This is a genomic window from Nocardioides daphniae (genome assembly GCF_004777465.1).
Lineage (GTDB): Bacteria > Actinomycetota > Actinomycetes > Propionibacteriales > Nocardioidaceae > Nocardioides > Nocardioides daphniae.
The window spans coordinates 2108671-2123669 of record NZ_CP038462.1 but is presented as its reverse complement, the minus strand read 5'-3'; the positions used below and the strand labels follow the sequence as shown (position 1 = coordinate 2123669).

Sequence of the window (14999 nt, the reverse complement as noted above, 5' to 3'; positions counted from 1 at the left end):
TCACCGGTCTTGCCGGTCACCCCATCGTCTCCAGCATCGGACGGAGCTTGCGCCCGTACGCCGTGGCCACGTCCTCTGCCCCGGGAGCGAGCGTCGCCCCTGGTCGGTCGAGGAGGACCCCCACGACCACGGCGTCGGTGCGGGTCTTGGCAGGGCTGGCGGTGCGCAGGGTGTACGTCGTCGTCACCCCGGAAGGATAGCGATGCGTGCGGCACGCGGGTGGGCGGCTGCGCTGCGTTAAGGTCGCCCCATGTCCACCGACGAGGGTCTGAAGCAGTCGCCGCTGCACGAGCGCCACGCGGCGCTGGGTGCGAAGTTCTCCGAGTTCGGCGGCTGGTCGATGCCGCTGGAGTACTCGACCGGGATCGTCAAGGAGCACACCGCCGTGCGCGACGCGGTCGGCGTCTTCGACGTCTCGCACCTCGGCAAGGTGCTGGTCAGCGGCCCGGGCGCGGCCGACTTCGTGAACTCCACGTTGAGCAACGACCTCGGCCGCATCGAGCCCGGCCAGGCGCAGTACACGCTCTGCTGCGACGACGTGACCGGCGGCATCGTCGACGACCTGATCGCCTACCTCAGCGACGACGAGCACGTGCTGCTCGTGCCCAACGCCGCCAACAGCGCCGAGGTCGTACGCCGTCTCACCGCCGAGCTGCCCGACGGGGTGAAGCTCACCGACCACCACGAGGACTACGCGGTCCTGGCCGTCCAGGGGCCGAAGTCCGACGAGGTGCTGACGGCCGTTGGCCTGCCCGCCGGCCACGGCTACATGTCGTTCGTCGAGGCCGCGTGGGGGGAGGCGAGGTCGCGTCGCCGGACTCCCTGGTCGTGGTCTGCCGCACCGGCTACACCGGCGAGCGTGGCTACGAGCTGATCGTGCGCAACGACCAGGCGCTGGCCGTTTGGGACGCGTTGCTCGAGGCGGGTGCCGACCACGGCATCGTGCCCTGCGGCCTGGGTGCCCGCGACACCCTGCGCACCGAGATGGGCTACCCGCTGCACGGCCAGGACATCTCGCTCGAGACCACGCCCCTGGAGGGCGGTGTCCGGTGGGCGGTCGGCTGGTCGAAGGAGCGCTTCTGGGGCAAGAACGTGCTCGCCGCCCAGAAGGAGGAGGGCGCGCCGCGCGTGCTGCGTGGCCTGCTCTCCACCGGCCGCGCCATCCCGCGCCCCGGCATGTCGGTGACCCTGACCGAGCACGTGCCGCTCGGGGACGTCACCTCCGGCACCTTCAGCCCGACGCTGAAGAAGGGGATCGGCCTGGCCCTGCTGCCCACCTCGATCGAGGTCGGCGCCGAGGTCGGCGTCGACGTCCGTGGGCGCCGCGAGATCTTCACGGTGGTCAAGCCGCCGTTCGTCGACACGTCCGTCCGGGAGGGCTGATCATGGCAGGCAACGCGTGGTACTGGACGCTCAACGACGCCTCCGGTGCGCCGGTCCAGGTCTCGGCCGACTTCGCCGACCGGACCTTCGCCGACCAGGCCGAGGCCGAGGCGTGGGTGGGGGAGTTCTTCGCCGACCTCGCTGCCGAGGGCGTCGACTCCGTCACCCTCTTCGAGGGCGGGCGCGAGGTCTACGGCCCGATGTCGCTGCACGCATGAGCGACCCCCGCATCCGTCCGGCCGTCGAGGGCGACGTCCCGGCGATCCTGGCGTTGGTGCACGCCCTGGCCGAGTACGAGAAGGAGCCCGACGCGGTCGAGGCGACCGAGGCCGACTTCCGCCGGGTGCTCTTCGAGGACGCTTCACCCACGACCTTCTGCCACGTGGCGGAGGTCGACGGGCAGGTCGTCGGTCTCGCCGTGTGGTTCCTGAGCTTCTCCACGTGGACCGGGAAGAACGGCATCTGGCTCGAGGACCTTTCGTGCTTCCCGAGCACCGCGGCACCGGCCTCGGCAAGGCCCTGCTACGCCAGCTCGCCCAGGTCTGCCTCGAGCGGGGCTACACCCGTCTGGAGTGGTGGGTCCTGGACTGGAACGCCCCGTCGATCGCCTTCTACGCGTCGCTGGGCGCAGTGGCGCAGGACGAGTGGACGACCTACCGCCTCGACACCGAGGCGCTGAAGGCCCTCGGTGCCTGAGGTGGGCGCTGGGTCCGGGGAGCACGACTTCTCCCAGGTTGATGTCTTCTCGCCCGACCTGTGGGGCGGCAACCCGGTCGCCGTCGTGCACGGCGCGGACGACCTCGACGACGCCGAGATGGCTGCCTTCGCCCGCTGGACCAACCTGAGCGAGACGACCTTCCTGCTCACCCCCCGTGACCCGGGCGCCGACTACCGGCTGCGGATCTTCACGGTCGACGGCGAGCTGCCGTTCGCCGGTCATCCCACGCTCGGTTCGGCGCACGCCTGGCTCGAGGCCGGGGGAGCGCCCGCCGGCGACGACGTCGTGCAGGAGTGCGGCGTCGGGCTGGTGACCGTACGCCGCCGCGAGGTGCTCTCGTTCGCCGCGCCGCCGTTGCTGCGCAGCGGTGACGTCGACGCCTCCACCCAGGAGGGGTGCGAGCGGCGCTCCGGCTGGAGACCGACGACGTCGAGGCCATGCAGTGGGTCGACAACGGGCCAGGCTGGATCGGGGTGCTGCTGCGCGACGCCGACGCCGTGCTGGCCGTGCGCCCCGACGTGGCCGCACTCTCCGGCCTCGCAGTGGGACTGGCCGGGCTCCACCCCGCCGGAGGGGAGTACGCCGTGGAGGTGCGCGCCCTCTTCGGCACCACCGAGGACCCGGTCACCGGCTCCCTCAACGCAGGCCTGGCGCAGTGGTTGGTGGGGGCGGGCGTGCTGCCCGACTCCTACGTCGCCCGTCAGGGCACCGCGATCGGCCGCTCGGGACGGGTCCACGTGCAGCGCCGCGACGGTGATCTCTGGATCGGTGGCACCACCCGCACGTCGGTGCGCGGCACCGTCTCGTTCGGCGCCTGACCGGGCGGTCATCCGGACAGCTGACGCCTGAGGAGTCACTGGTCGGGGACCCGGCCGACGGGCTAGTCTGAACGCCGCGCGGGCCGAGGACGGGGGACAGCCATGGGACCTGCTCAGGATGCGGCAGGGTCGGGCCGCCTCGACCTGCTGGACTACCTGCGGTTCGCCGCGGCCATGATGGTCGTGCTCTTCCACTACCTCTTCTGGGGCATCCAGTTCGACCGCATCGACGTCACGCTGACCCCGCTCGCCGAGGTCGTGAAGTACGGCTACCTGGGTGTCGACCTCTTCTTCCTGATCAGCGGCTTCGTCATCATGAACTCAGCCCGCGGCAAGGCGCCCAGCCGCTTCGCGGTCTCGCGGGCCCGGCGGCTGCTCCCGGCCTTCTGGGTGGCGATGCTGGTCACCGCGGCGGTCATCGCCCTCTTCGGCGACCGCGTCGACCTCAGCGTCACGCCCCGACAGGTGCTGGTGAACCTGACCATGGTGCCGACGCTGCTGGGGCAACCGGCCGTGGACGGCGTCTACTGGACGCTGGTGCACGAGCTGCTCTTCTACGCGGGCGTCTTCGTGCTGATGGTGCTGCGCCTCGGCCCTCGCATCCCGACGCTGATCCCGCTCTGGGCGATCGGCATGGGGGTCGTCCTGCTCGTCGCGCCCCAGCTCCAGGCGGGGCCCTTCCTGGGCAACTTCTACGGCTACTTCGCGATCGGCGCGATCCTGGCCGAGGTGCGCCACACCGGGCGCTGGAACGCGCTGCAGGCGACGGGGTTCCTGGTCGGCCTCGGGGTGGTGCTGCGCTGGGCCGTGGTCCGCGGGCGCGCCGAGGGTGAGCTCGACGACACCACCTTCAACGAGGCCATCCTGCTCGGGGTCGTGCTGCTGTGGGTGGCCCTGGTCGCCTCCATGCTCATCCCACGCGTGGCGGCCCTGCGGCTGCCGAAGGCTCGTCTGGCCGGGGCGCTCACCTATCCCCTCTACCTGGTGCACGCGCGCATGGGGTACGTCGCCATGTCGTTCCTCATCACCGACGCCAACAAGTGGATCGTCTACCCGCTGACCGTGGCAGCTGCGCTCGGGCTCGCCGCCCTGGTCCACAAGTGGGAGGAGCTGCCGTGGTGGCGGCAGTTCTTCGAGCGCACCGTGGGGCGGCCGCTCTCCGTCCTGGACCCGCCGATCCGCACCAGGAAGGTCAGCGTCCCCGCCGAGGCGAAGCTCGTCCCGCCGGCACGCCGCGCTCCTGAGTGACTTGCTTCCGGGCGACGGCGTGGGCCGCCCTGACGCGCAGGACACGGCCCAGCCACCGAGAAGTGCCCAGCGGCCGGACGGGCCGGCGCTGCCGGCGATAGGGTGACGCGCATGCGCGCCTACCTGGACCTGCTGCAACGCATCCTCGACGAGGGCACGGACAAGTCGGACCGCACCGGCACCGGCACGCGCTCGATCTTCGGCCACCAGATGCGGTTCGACCTCTCCGAGGGCTTCCCGCTGGTGACCACCAAGAAGGTGCACACCCGGTCGGTCTTCGGTGAGCTGCTGTGGTTCCTGCGGGGCGACACCAACGTGAAGTGGCTCCAGGACCGGGGGATCTCGATCTGGGACGAGTGGGCCGACGAGAACGGCGACCTCGGTCCGGTCTACGGCTACCAGTGGCGCTCCTGGCCCACGCCGGACGGCCGCCACGTCGACCAGGTCGCCAAGCTGGTCGAGGGGATCCGCACCAACCCCGACTCGCGGCGGCACATCGTCTCCGCGTGGAACGTGGCCGACGTCGACGACATGGCCCTGCCGCCGTGCCACACGCTCTTCCAGTTCTACGTGCAGCCCGTCGACGACGGTGGGCCCGCCAAGCTGTCGTGCCAGCTCTACCAGCGCTCCGCCGACGTCTTCCTGGGCGTGCCCTTCAACATCGCCTCCTACGCGCTGCTCACCCACATGGTCGCCCAGGTGACCGGGCTGAGGGTCGGCGACTTCGTGCACACGTTCGGTGACGCGCACCTCTACTCCAACCACCTCGACCAGGCCAGGCTCCAGCTCACCCGCGAGCCCCGACCGCTGCCGACGCTCCGGCTGAACCCGGCCGTCACCGAGCTCGACGCCTTCGACCTGGAGGACATCGAGGTCGAGGGCTACGACCCGCACCCCGTGATCAAGGCGCCGATCGCGGTATGAGCGCCGCCGCACAGCCCCGGGTCACCCTCATCGCGGCGCACTCGCGGGGCCGGGTGATCGGCGACGGGCCCGACATCCCCTGGCACAGCAGCGAGGACTTCGGCCACTTCAAGGCCACCACGCTGGGCCACACCCTGGTGATGGGCCGGGTCACCCACGAGTCGATCGGGCGCCCCCTGCCGGGCCGTCGCACCATCGTGGTCACCCGCGACCCCGCCTGGCGCGACCAGGGCGTCGACGTCGCCCACTCCATCGAGCAGGCGATCGCGATGGCCGGTGACGACGAGGTCTTCGTGGCCGGTGGCGCCCAGATCTACGCCGCCGCGCTGCCGCTGGCCGACCGGCAGATCCTCACCGAGGTCGACGTCGACGTCCCCGGCGACGCGCACTACCCCGAGTTCGACGCGGACGAGTGGGTGGAGGTCCGCCGAATCTCCCGCCCCGACCTCGACCCGCCGCTCTCGTGGGTCTGGTGGGACCGCACGTGACGCTCCCGTTCGAGCTGGTCGTCGACCACGGGGGCGAGGAGCCCCCGTTCGAGCAGGTGCGCCGCCAGGTCAGCGAGGCGGTCACCCAGGGGGTGCTCGTCCCCGGCGACAAGCTCCCACCGGTGCGCACCCTCGCCACCGACCTCGGGCTGGCCACCAACACGGTCGCCCGCGCCTACAAGGAGCTCGAGTCGGCCGGGCTCGTCGCCACCCGCGGCCGTGCGGGCACCGTCGTCCTCGGCTTCGGCACCGAGCAGGCAGCGCGGGCGGCAACGGCGGCGTACGTCGTGCAGGCGCGGCACCTCGGTCTCTCCGACGACGAGGTGCTGGCCCACGTACGTCGCGCGCTGGGCTGACGTCGCCACCCGGCACAATGGCGGCGTGGCTCCCCAGATCGTCGTCTCAGCCGTCGCGCTCGTGCGCGACGGCGCCGTGCTCACCGTCCGCAAGCAGGGCACCAGCCGCTTCATGCTGGTCGGTGGGAAGCCCGAGCCGGGCGAGAGCGCGCTCGACTGCGCCGTGCGGGAGACCGCCGAGGAGGTGTCGCTGACGATCACCGACCTCGAGCTGCTCGGCGAGTTCACCTCCGAGGCCGCCAACGAGCCCGGCCACCAGCTGCACTCGACGGTCTACGCCGCCGAGCTGCCCGGCGAGCCGGTGCTGGCCGGCGAGATCGCCGAGCTGCGCTGGACCGACCTCGACGGCACGTACGACGACCTGGCCCCGATGCTGGAGTTCAACGTCATGCCGCTGCTGCGGGCGCGGCAGCGACGCACCGCCTGACGCCTCAGGTCCCGCAGAAGGTCCGGAAGGTCTCGGCGAAGCCGGCCGGCGCGGGCTGCGTGAAGCGCTCGCCACCCGGGATCGGGTCGTAGGGGCGGCGTACGGCGTCGAGCAGCGCCGCGAACGGAGCCAGGTCACCGGAGAGCGATGCGGCCAGTGCCTCCTCGACGAGGTGGTTGCGCGGGATGTGCACCGGGTTGACCCGGTCCATCGCGTCGGCGTCGGGGGAGTGGGCCAGCCACTTCTCCAGCCAGGCGTCGAGCTGCTGCAGCTCGAGCGTGGCACCGCGACCCGGCTCCCGGTCGCCGCGGGCCGCCGTCGCGAGGTCACGGAAGAAGGTGGTGAAGTCGACCCCGCTCGCCTCGAGGTAGCCGTGGAGCTCGGTGACGAGGTCGACCAGGCCGTCGGTGTCGGGGGCGAGGCCGAGCTTGGCGGCCATCGCCGCCATCCAGGCCTGGTTGAACCGCGCCGGGAAGGTGTCCAGGACGGCGGTCGCCGCTTCCACGGCCTCCGCCTCCGCGTCGGTGATGATCGGGAGCAGCGCCTCGGCGAAGCGGGCCAGGTTCCACTGGGTCACGGTCGGCTGGTTGCCGTAGGCGTAGCGGCCGCCCGTGTCGATGGAGCTGAAGACGGCGCCGGGGTTGTAGGAGTCGAGGAAGGCGCAGGGGCCGTAGTCGATGGTCTCGCCCGAGATCGCGACGTTGTCGGTGTTCATCACGCCGTGCACGAAGCCGACGGTCAGCCACTGGGCCACCAGCCGCGCCTGGGCGTCGACCACGTGCTCGAAGAGCGCCAGCGGCGGGTTCTCGGGCTGCAGGTCGTCGGTGTGGTGGCGCTCCAGGGCGTAGCGGGCCAGCTTCACCAGCACCCGCATCTGGTTGCTCGCACGGGCGTACTGGAAGGTGCCGACGCGCAGGTGGCTGGCGGCCACCCGGACCAGGACCGCGCCGGGCAGGGCGCCCTCCTCGCGCAGCACCGGCTCACCGGTGGCGACCACGGCCAGCGAACGGGTGGTCGGGATGCCCAGGGCGTGCATCGACTCGCTGACGAGGAACTCGCGCAGCATCGGCCCGAGCGCGGCGAACCCGTCGCCGCCCCGGGCGTACGTCGTCGGGCCGGAGCCCTTCAGGGCGATGTCGCGGAGTCCCTGCGGGGTCTCGACCTCACCGAGCAGCAGGGCACGGCCGTCGCCCAGGCGTGGGGAGTAGCCGCCGAACTGGTGGCCGGAGTAGGCCTGCGCCACCGGCTTCGCGTCGTCGGGGAGGCCCTGGCCGACGAGGAACCGGGTGCCGTCCGGCGTACGCAGCCACTCGGCGTCCAGGCCGAGCTCGGCCGCCAGCGGCTCGTTGAGCACGACCAGCTGCGGCTCGGCGAACGGGTGCGCCTGCGTGGGGGTTGCGAGCTCGGGGAGGGCGTCGACGAAGTGGTGCTTGAGGGAGACCGTCACGCCACAAGCCTAGGCGGGGCCGGTACGGCGGGGTCGCTGCAGGCGCGAGCTCGCCTGTCAGCTGGCCGCAGCGTGATGTGACCATCGGCGCACCGAGCTCCCGCGGCCGTGGCCCCTGGGGTGCCAGGCGCGGACGGGTGCGGCAAGGTAAAGGCATGGAACTCCGCATCTTCACCGAACCCCAGCAGGGCGCCACCTACGACGACCTCCTCGCTGTCGCCCGAGCGAGTGAGCGGCTCGGCTTCGGGGCGTTCTTCCGCTCCGACCACTACCTGACGATGGGTGGCGACGGCCTGCCCGGTCCGACCGACGCCTGGACCACGCTGGCCGGCCTGGCCCGCGACACCAGCACCATCCGCCTCGGCACGCTGATGACGTCGGCGACCTTCCGCCACCCCGGCGTGCTCGCCATCCAGGTGGCGCAGGTCGACCAGATGAGCGGTGGCCGTGTGGAGCTCGGCCTGGGAGCCGGCTGGTTCACCGAGGAGCACACGGCCTACGGCATCCCGTTCCCCGACACCCGCGAGCGCTTCGACCGCTACGCCGAGCAGCTCGAGATCGTGACGGGCCTGTGGGGCACGCCGGTGGGGGAGACGTACTCCTTCGCGGGTGACCACTACACGCTCACCGACTCCCCGGCGCTGCCCAAGCCGACGCAGGAGAAGCCCCCGGTGCTCATCGGCGGTCGCGGCAAGCGTCGTACGCCGGCGCTCGCGGCCCGCTTCGCCGACGAGTTCAACCTGCCCTTCGTCGACGAGCAGGAGACCCGCGAGCAGTTCGACCGCGTCTCTGCCGCCTGCGAGAAGATCGACCGCGACCCCGCGACCATGACCTGGTCCAACGCGCTGGTGCTCTGCGTCGGCCAGGACGAGACCGAGGTTGCCCGCCGGGCCGCCTCGATCGGCCGTGAGGCCGACGAGCTGCGCGCCAACGGCCTGGCCGGCACCCCCGAAGAGGTGGTGGAGAAGATCGAGCGCTTCGCCGCCCTGGGCAGCAAGCGCCTCTACCTGCAGGTGCTCGACCTGGCCGACCTCGACCACCTGGCGCTGGTGGCCGAGCAGGTCATGCCGCACGTGCGCTGACGCCTCCGCGGACGCGACAGGTGACCACACCGGTTCACCTGTCGCGGACCGCGGACCGGGCCGGGATAGCCTTGCCTCCATGAGCACCGCACCCATCGCCCCCTTCGGACGTCTGCTGACCGCCATGGCCACCGCGTTCAAGGACGACGGGTCGGTGGACCTCGACGGGACCGCGCGGATCGCCGCCCACCTGGTCGACAACGGCAACGAGGGTGTCGTCGTCTCCGGCACGACGGGCGAGTCACCCACCACCACGGTCGAGGAGGACGCGGAGATTCTCCGCGCCGTCAAGGACGCGGTCGGTGGCCGCGCCACCGTCATCGCCGGCGTCGGCACCAACGCGACGCAGCACTCCGTCGAGCTCGCCCGCAACGCCGCCAAGATCGGCGTCGACGGCGTCCTGCTCGTCGCGCCGTACTACAACAAGCCGTCCCAGCGTGGCGTGCTCCACCACTTCACCACCGTCACCGACGCGACCGACCTGCCGGTCATGCTCTACGACGTGCCCGGCCGCACCGGCATCACCGTCGCCATGGAGACCTACGAGCGGGCCTTCGAGTCCGACAAGGTCATCTCCGTCAAGGACGCCCACGGCGACATGGTCCGGACGACGCGCCTGGCCGACATGGGATACGCGGTCTACTCCGGCGACGACGTCGCCACGCTGAGCTTCCTGGCCCACGGTGGCTGCGGGCTCGTCTCCGTCGTCGGCCACGTCGCGGGCCGCCAGCTCGCGACCATGATCGACACCTTCCTGGGCGGCGACCACGCTGCCGCCCTCGACATCTTCCGAGGCCTGACGCCGGCCTTCGACGCCGTCATGGGCGTCGCCAACTATGGCGCCACCACCGCGAAGGGGGCCCTGCAGCTCGCAGGTGTCCTCGACAACCGCAACGTCCGTGGCCCGCTGGTGCCGCTGGACGACACCGAGTACGAAGCCCTGCGCGAAGGACTCACCGCCGCAGGCCTGATCTGAGGAACTGCATGTCGCATCCCCACCCTGAACTCGACGAAGCTCCCCCGCTCGCCGAGGGAGCCCTTCGTGTCATCGCCCTGGGCGGCCTCGGCGAGGTCGGCCGCAACATGACCGTCTTCGAGTACGACGGGCGCCTGCTCATCGTCGACTGCGGCGTTCTCTTCCCCGAGGAGCACCACCCCGGCGTCGACCTGATCCTCCCGGACTTCGACGCCATCCGCGGGCGCCTGGACGACGTCGAGGCGCTCGTCCTCACCCACGGGCACGAGGACCACATCGGCGCCACGCCCTACCTGCTGCGCGAGCGTGAGGACATCCCGCTGGTCGGCTCGGAGCTCACCCTGGCGCTGCTCGGCGCCAAGCTGCGCGAGCACCGTCTGAAGGAGACCGTGCACCACGTCGTCCGTGAGGGCGACCGCATCGCGTTCGGCCCCTTCGACCTCGAGTTCGTCGCGGTCAACCACTCGATCCCCGACGCGCTCGCGGTGGCGATCCGCACGGGCGCCGGCATGGTCCTGCACACCGGTGACTTCAAGATGGACCAGCTGCCGCTCGACGGCCGCGTCACCGACCTGCGCGCCTTCGCCCGCCTCGGCGAGGAGGGTGTGGACCTCTTCCTCACCGACTCGACCAACGCCGAGGTGCCCGGCTTCACCACGCACGAGAAGAACATCGGCCCGGTCCTCGACCGTGCGTTCTACAAGTCCAAGCAGCGCATCATCGTCGCCTGCTTCGCCTCCCACGTGCACCGCGTGCAGCAGGCCCTCGACGCCGCCGTGGCGCACGACCGCAAGGTCGCGTACGTCGGTCGCTCGATGGTGCGCAACATGCAGATCGCGAAGGACCTCGGCTACCTCAACGTGCCGCCGGACGTCCTGGTCGACGCCAAGGAGCTCGCGAAGCTGCCGCCCGAGCGTCAGGTGCTGATCTCGACCGGCTCGCAGGGTGAGCCGCTCTCGGCGCTGAGCCGCATCGCACAGCGCAACCACTCGTTCGTCCACCTCGAGGAGGGCGACACCGTCATCCTCGCCTCGTCGATGATCCCGGGCAACGAGAACGCGATCTTCCGCGTCATCAACGGCGTCTCCAAGCTCGGCGCCAACGTCGTGCACAAGGGCAACGCGCTGGTCCACGTCTCCGGTCACGCCAGCGCCGGCGAGCTCCTCTACTGCTACAACATCGTCAAGCCGCGCAACGTGATGCCGGTGCACGGCGAGATCAGGCACATGCGTGCCAACGCCGACCTGGCCCGCGACACCGGCGTCCCCGACGAGCACATCGTGATCGCCGAGGACGGCGTCGTCGTCGACCTCGAGGACGGTCGCGCCCGGATCGTCGGCAAGGTCGACTGCGGCTACGTCTTCGTCGACGGCACGACGATCGGTGGCGACATCACCGAGACCTCGCTCAAGGACCGCCGCATCCTGGCCGAGGAGGGCTTCATCTCGATCATCACGGTGGTCGACTCGGTCACCGGCAAGGTCTCCTCCGGGCCGGAGATGCACGCCCGCGGCTTCGCCGAGGACGACTCCACCTTCGACTCGGTCAAGCCGCAGATCGTGAAGGCCATCGAGACGGCGATGTCGGAGGGGGTCGTCGACACCTACCAGCTCCAGCAGGTGGTGCGCCGGGTGGTCGGCCGCTGGGTCAACAAGGCCCACCGCCGCCGCCCGATGATCGTGCCCGTCGTCATCGAGGCCTGAGCCCCACGACGTACGGAGAGCGGCCCCGGACACCTGAGGTGTCCGGGGCCGCTGGCGTCCTGCCGGGAGAGCGGCGGGTCAGCGCGCCGACGTGAGGTCGGCAGGCGCCCCGCTCCCGAGCTCCAGGACCCGGTCCATCGCGTCCAGCCCGATGGTCCCGTGGGTGATCCACACGACCGTGCGCCCCGCGTCGTCGAGCAGCTCGCCGGCCACCGCTCGGGCGGTCTCGGCGTCGAGGTGGGCGGTCGGCTCGTCGAGCACCAGCACCGGCTGGTCGGCCAGCAGTGCCCGGGCCATCGCCAGCCGGGCGCGCTCACCGCCGGAGACGTGGGCGTGCCCCTCGCCGACCATCGTCTCGACGCCGTGCGGCAGCGCGGCCACCCACGGGCCGAGGTGCGCCCGGGTGAGCGCGTCGAGGACCTCGGTGTCGTCGGCCTCGGGCCGCGCGAGGCGTACGTTCTCGAGCACGGTCGAGGCGAAGACGTACGGGTCGTCGTCGACCAGTCCGACCCGCTCGCGGATCGTGTCCGGGTGGAGGCTGCGGGCATCCGTGCCGTCCCAGACCACGCGTCCGGCGCTGGGGTCGAGGAAGCGCAGCAGGCCCGCGGCGACCGTCGACTTGCCGCAACCGCTGGGGCCGACGATGCCGACGCGGGCACCGGCCGGCAGGGCGAGGTCGAGGTCGACCACGGCGGGGGTCTCGCCCCAGGCCAGCGAGACCCGCTCGAGGCCGCCGTCGGGGTGCGCGCTCAGCTCCGCGGTCGAGGCCGCGGCGGTGACCACGACGGCCGGCGCCATGCCGGTCAGGGCGTCGAGCCGTTCGCGGGCGGCCTGCGTACGCACGGCCACCGGGGCCGCGTCTACCAACGGGACGAAGACGTCGGCCAGCGCCAGTGGCAGCATCACCAGCAGGGCGGTCATGGCCGGCGACAGGGCTCCGTCGGCCAGCGGCCCGGCCATCACCCGGGCCATCAGCACCAGGCCGAGGCCGCAGACGAGGACGACCAGGGCGTGGCCCAGGGCGCTGGCCCGGGTCGAGCGGAGGGCGGCTCGACCGAGTCGGTCAGAGGCGGTGTCCACGTCGTCGAGGACGCGGTCGCGTGCCTGCCACAGCACCCACTGACGCAGGCTGTGCAGGTAGGTCTCCACCTGCGTCGACACCGCGGCGCGGGCGGCCACGAAGTCGCCCTCGGCCGAGCGCACGCCGACCAGGGGGACCACGTGGGCGAGGAGGCCGGCGAGGCAGAGGCCGGCGACCACCAGGGCACCCGCGGGGTGCACGAGCACCGTGAAGAGCAGCGCGACGGCGACCACGAGGGCCGCGGTGAAGCGCGGCTGGCGCACCCGCAGCTGCTCGTCGACCAGGGCGTCCACGTCGTCGACCACGCTGGTCAGCAGGTCACCCCGGCGGACGCCGAGGCGGCCCGGCACCAGCGGGACCAGGGCGTCGTACACCTGGGCGCGACGCTCGGCCAGCAGCCGGAAGGCGGCGTCGTGCGAGACCAGCCGCTCCACGTAGCGCAGCACCGGACGGGCCAGGCCGAAGGTGCGGACACCGACGATGGCGACGATCAGGTACATCACTGGCGGGTGCTCCGAGGCGCGGGTGATCAGCCACGCCGCGGTGGCGGTGAGGGCGACGCCCGAGGCCACCGAGAGCGCCCCGAGCACGATGCCGGTGCGCAGCCCGTAGCGGGCCGGCTCGTCGTCGAGCTCGACGGGGGCGGGGCGACCACCGCGCGCGCCGGGGCGTCGATGGCGGCCGCTGGCTCGGCGTCGGCGCCACGGACGGGAGCAGCGACCTCGACCACGCGGTCGGCGGCGGCCACCACGGTGTCGCGGTGGGCGACGACGACGACCAGCGACTGCTCAGCCAGGCGGCGCAGCGTGCGCAGCAGCACGGCCTCCGACTCGGCGTCGAGGTGGGCGCTCGGCTCGTCGAGCAGCACGACCGGCCGGGCGGCCAGGACGACGCGGGCCAGACCCAGACGGGCACGCTGCCCGGCCGAGAGTCCGGCGCCGTCCTCGCCCAGCGGCGTCTCGAGGGCAGCGGGGAGGGCGGCGACGACCGTACGCAGGTCCACCGCGTCGAGGGCGGCCCACAGCTCCGCGGCTCGCGGCGGGTCGCCCCAGTCGCAGGTTGTCGGCGATCGACCCGGCGGTCAGCCAGGGCCGCTGGGGAGCGGTGGCCACGCTCGCGTGCCAGGCGGCGAGCTGGTCGGTGGTGAGCGGGTCTCCGTCGACGGTGACCGCGCCAGCGGTCGGGGTGAGCTCGCCGAGCAGCAGGGCGAGCAGGGTCGACTTGCCGGCACCCGAGGGGCCGGTCACGGCGACGAGCCCGCGCTGGCCGAGGTCGGCGGTGAGCGGCGCGAGGGCAGGGTCCTGGCGCCCGGGGTAGGTGAATCCGACTCCGTGCACCTCCAGGCCGCGACCCAGGGGCAGGGGAGCGGGGGTGGTCCCGGGGCGGAGCGTCGGCTCCGCGCCGTCGAGCAGCGCGGAGGCCGCCTCGAAGGTGGCGGTGCCCTCGGCGGCGGCGTGGAACTCCGCGCCCACCCGGCGCCACGGCCAGTAGGCCTCCGGCGCCAGCAGGAGCACGATCAAAGCGGTCTCGAAGTCGAGCCCGTCGGCGGCCAGCCGCAGGCCGACCACGACGGCGACCAGGGCGACCGAGATCGTCGCGATGAACTCCAGCGCAGCCGACGAGACGAAGGCGATCTTGAGGGTCTCCAGCGTCGCTCGACGGTAGCGGTCGGTGACCGCTCGGATGCTGCGCGACTGGGCCCCGGCCCGACGGTGGGCGACGAGGGTGGGCAGGCCGCGTACGACGTCGAGGAAGTGCCCCGACAGCGTCGCCATCTCGCGCCACTGCCGGTCGGCGCGGTCGCGGGTGTTGAGGCCGATGAGGATCGCGAAGACGGGCACCAGCGGGAGCGTCAGCACCACGATCAGGCCCGAGAACCAGTCGAGCCAGAAGATGGTCGCGACCGTCGCCGCGGGCAGCACGGCGGCCAGCACGAGGGAGGGCAGGTAGCGGGTCAGGTAGGGCTCGACCGCGGCCATGCCGCGGGTGGCCAGCGCGGTCATCTCGCCGGTGCGACGGCGCGAGAGGTCGACGGCCTCCAGCTGCGAGGCGGCCGTCAGGAGCCGGCGCCGCAGGGTGGTCGAGACGATGGCCGAGGCTCGCGCCCCGCTCACGTCGACGACGTACGTCGCCAGGGCCCGCGCCACGACGACGCCGGCGAGCCAGAGGGCGGGGGAGTGCCAGTCGTCGCCGGTGGGGTCGGTGACCAGCCGGACGATCAGCACACCGACCGCCCACGCCTGGGCGACGGCCAGCAGACCCTGCGCCGTCCCGGCCACCAGCCCGACCACCAGGGGTCGGCGTGCGGGCAGGAGGTGCGGGACGAGCGCAGGGTCGAAGGGCTTCAT

Annotated in this window: 17 protein-coding genes and 3 pseudogenes; 14 read left to right on the top strand and 6 right to left on the bottom strand. The window is 72.2% G+C overall.

What is annotated here, in order from left to right; translation table 11 throughout:
• Positions 1–16: 16 nt before the first annotated feature.
• Entirely contained in the window at positions 17–187 is a 171-nt protein-coding gene (locus E2C04_RS19850; protein ID WP_238694241.1) for a hypothetical protein, read from the bottom strand.
• 63 nt (positions 188–250) lie between these two features.
• Here E2C04_RS19850 and E2C04_RS20955 point away from each other — a divergent pair, with 63 nt between their 5' ends.
• From E2C04_RS20955 to E2C04_RS10365, 11 genes and pseudogenes are all read left to right on the top strand, one after another.
• The gene (locus tag E2C04_RS20955) at positions 251–874 is read left to right on the top strand and encodes an aminomethyltransferase family protein (RefSeq protein WP_275106491.1); all 624 of its coding nucleotides are present in this window, start codon (positions 251–253) and stop codon (positions 872–874) included.
• Positions 829–1383 (top strand): glycine cleavage T C-terminal barrel domain-containing protein, encoded by a 555-nt coding sequence (locus E2C04_RS20950; protein ID WP_275106490.1) that lies wholly within the window; start codon positions 829–831, stop codon positions 1381–1383. Before E2C04_RS20955 ends, E2C04_RS20950 begins: the two co-directional genes overlap by 46 nt.
• Positions 1384–1385: 2 nt before the next feature.
• Positions 1386–1601: a hypothetical protein gene (locus E2C04_RS10400; RefSeq protein WP_135832526.1), complete on the top strand. Its 216-nt coding sequence runs from the start codon at positions 1386–1388 to the stop codon at positions 1599–1601.
• Positions 1602–1863: 262 nt separating this feature from the next.
• Entirely contained in the window at positions 1864–2079 is a 216-nt protein-coding gene (locus E2C04_RS21460; protein WP_338088744.1) for a GNAT family N-acetyltransferase, read from the top strand.
• Positions 2072–2368, top strand: a pseudogene (locus tag E2C04_RS20945) (PhzF family phenazine biosynthesis protein); the annotation flags it as partial. The gene E2C04_RS21460 and the pseudogene E2C04_RS20945, both read left to right, overlap by 8 nt.
• 128 nt (positions 2369–2496) lie before the next feature.
• Positions 2497–2919: a PhzF family phenazine biosynthesis protein gene (locus E2C04_RS20940; RefSeq protein WP_275106489.1), complete on the top strand. Its 423-nt coding sequence runs from the start codon at positions 2497–2499 to the stop codon at positions 2917–2919.
• Positions 2920–3021: 102 nt separating this feature from the next.
• The gene (locus tag E2C04_RS10385; protein ID WP_135832525.1) at positions 3022–4167 is read left to right on the top strand and encodes an acyltransferase family protein; all 1146 of its coding nucleotides are present in this window, start codon (positions 3022–3024) and stop codon (positions 4165–4167) included.
• Between the two features lie 111 nt (positions 4168–4278).
• Positions 4279–5091: a thymidylate synthase gene (locus E2C04_RS10380; protein WP_135832524.1), complete on the top strand. Its 813-nt coding sequence runs from the start codon at positions 4279–4281 to the stop codon at positions 5089–5091.
• Positions 5088–5579, top strand: coding sequence for a dihydrofolate reductase (locus E2C04_RS10375; protein WP_135832523.1), 492 nt, complete (start codon positions 5088–5090; stop codon positions 5577–5579). The genes E2C04_RS10380 and E2C04_RS10375 overlap by 4 nt, the downstream gene beginning before the upstream one ends.
• Positions 5576–5935 (top strand): GntR family transcriptional regulator, encoded by a 360-nt coding sequence (locus E2C04_RS10370; RefSeq protein WP_202977745.1) that lies wholly within the window; start codon positions 5576–5578, stop codon positions 5933–5935. Before E2C04_RS10375 ends, E2C04_RS10370 begins: the two co-directional genes overlap by 4 nt.
• A 25-nt stretch (positions 5936–5960) precedes the next feature.
• Positions 5961–6362: an NUDIX hydrolase gene (locus E2C04_RS10365; protein WP_202977744.1), complete on the top strand. Its 402-nt coding sequence runs from the start codon at positions 5961–5963 to the stop codon at positions 6360–6362.
• Between the two features lie 4 nt (positions 6363–6366).
• Here the strand turns inward: E2C04_RS10365 and E2C04_RS10360 are convergent, their stop codons facing one another.
• Entirely contained in the window at positions 6367–7809 is a 1443-nt protein-coding gene (locus E2C04_RS10360; RefSeq protein WP_135832522.1) for a protein adenylyltransferase SelO, read from the bottom strand.
• Between the two features lie 155 nt (positions 7810–7964).
• On the opposite strand from E2C04_RS10360, the gene E2C04_RS10355 reads away from it, so the two are divergent.
• The 3 genes from E2C04_RS10355 (at position 7965) to E2C04_RS10345 (ending at position 11570) form a co-directional block, all read left to right on the top strand.
• Positions 7965–8891 (top strand): LLM class F420-dependent oxidoreductase, encoded by a 927-nt coding sequence (locus tag E2C04_RS10355; protein ID WP_135832521.1) that lies wholly within the window; start codon positions 7965–7967, stop codon positions 8889–8891.
• A 79-nt stretch (positions 8892–8970) separates the two neighbouring features.
• Positions 8971–9867 carry a 4-hydroxy-tetrahydrodipicolinate synthase gene (dapA, locus tag E2C04_RS10350; protein WP_135832520.1) on the top strand — a complete coding sequence of 299 codons (897 nt, stop codon included), beginning with the start codon at positions 8971–8973 and terminating at the stop codon, positions 9865–9867.
• 8 nt (positions 9868–9875) lie between these two features.
• Positions 9876–11570 carry a ribonuclease J gene (locus E2C04_RS10345; protein ID WP_135832519.1) on the top strand — a complete coding sequence of 565 codons (1695 nt, stop codon included), beginning with the start codon at positions 9876–9878 and terminating at the stop codon, positions 11568–11570.
• 78 nt (positions 11571–11648) lie between these two features.
• Here E2C04_RS10345 and cydC read toward each other — a convergent pair whose 3' ends face one another.
• The 4 genes and pseudogenes from cydC to cydD all read right to left on the bottom strand — a co-directional run.
• Complete coding sequence (gene cydC, locus E2C04_RS10340; protein WP_158630663.1) at positions 11649–13241, bottom strand: thiol reductant ABC exporter subunit CydC; 1593 nt, start codon at positions 13239–13241, stop codon at positions 11649–11651.
• Complete coding sequence (locus tag E2C04_RS18700) at positions 13181–13519, bottom strand: hypothetical protein (RefSeq protein ID WP_202977743.1); 339 nt, start codon at positions 13517–13519, stop codon at positions 13181–13183. Before E2C04_RS18700 ends, cydC begins: the two co-directional genes overlap by 61 nt.
• Before the next feature lie 36 nt (positions 13520–13555).
• Positions 13556–13654 (bottom strand): annotated as a pseudogene (locus E2C04_RS20935) (hypothetical protein); the annotation flags it as partial.
• 28 nt (positions 13655–13682) lie between these two features.
• Positions 13683–14999: pseudogene (gene cydD, locus E2C04_RS10335) on the bottom strand (thiol reductant ABC exporter subunit CydD); the annotation flags it as partial.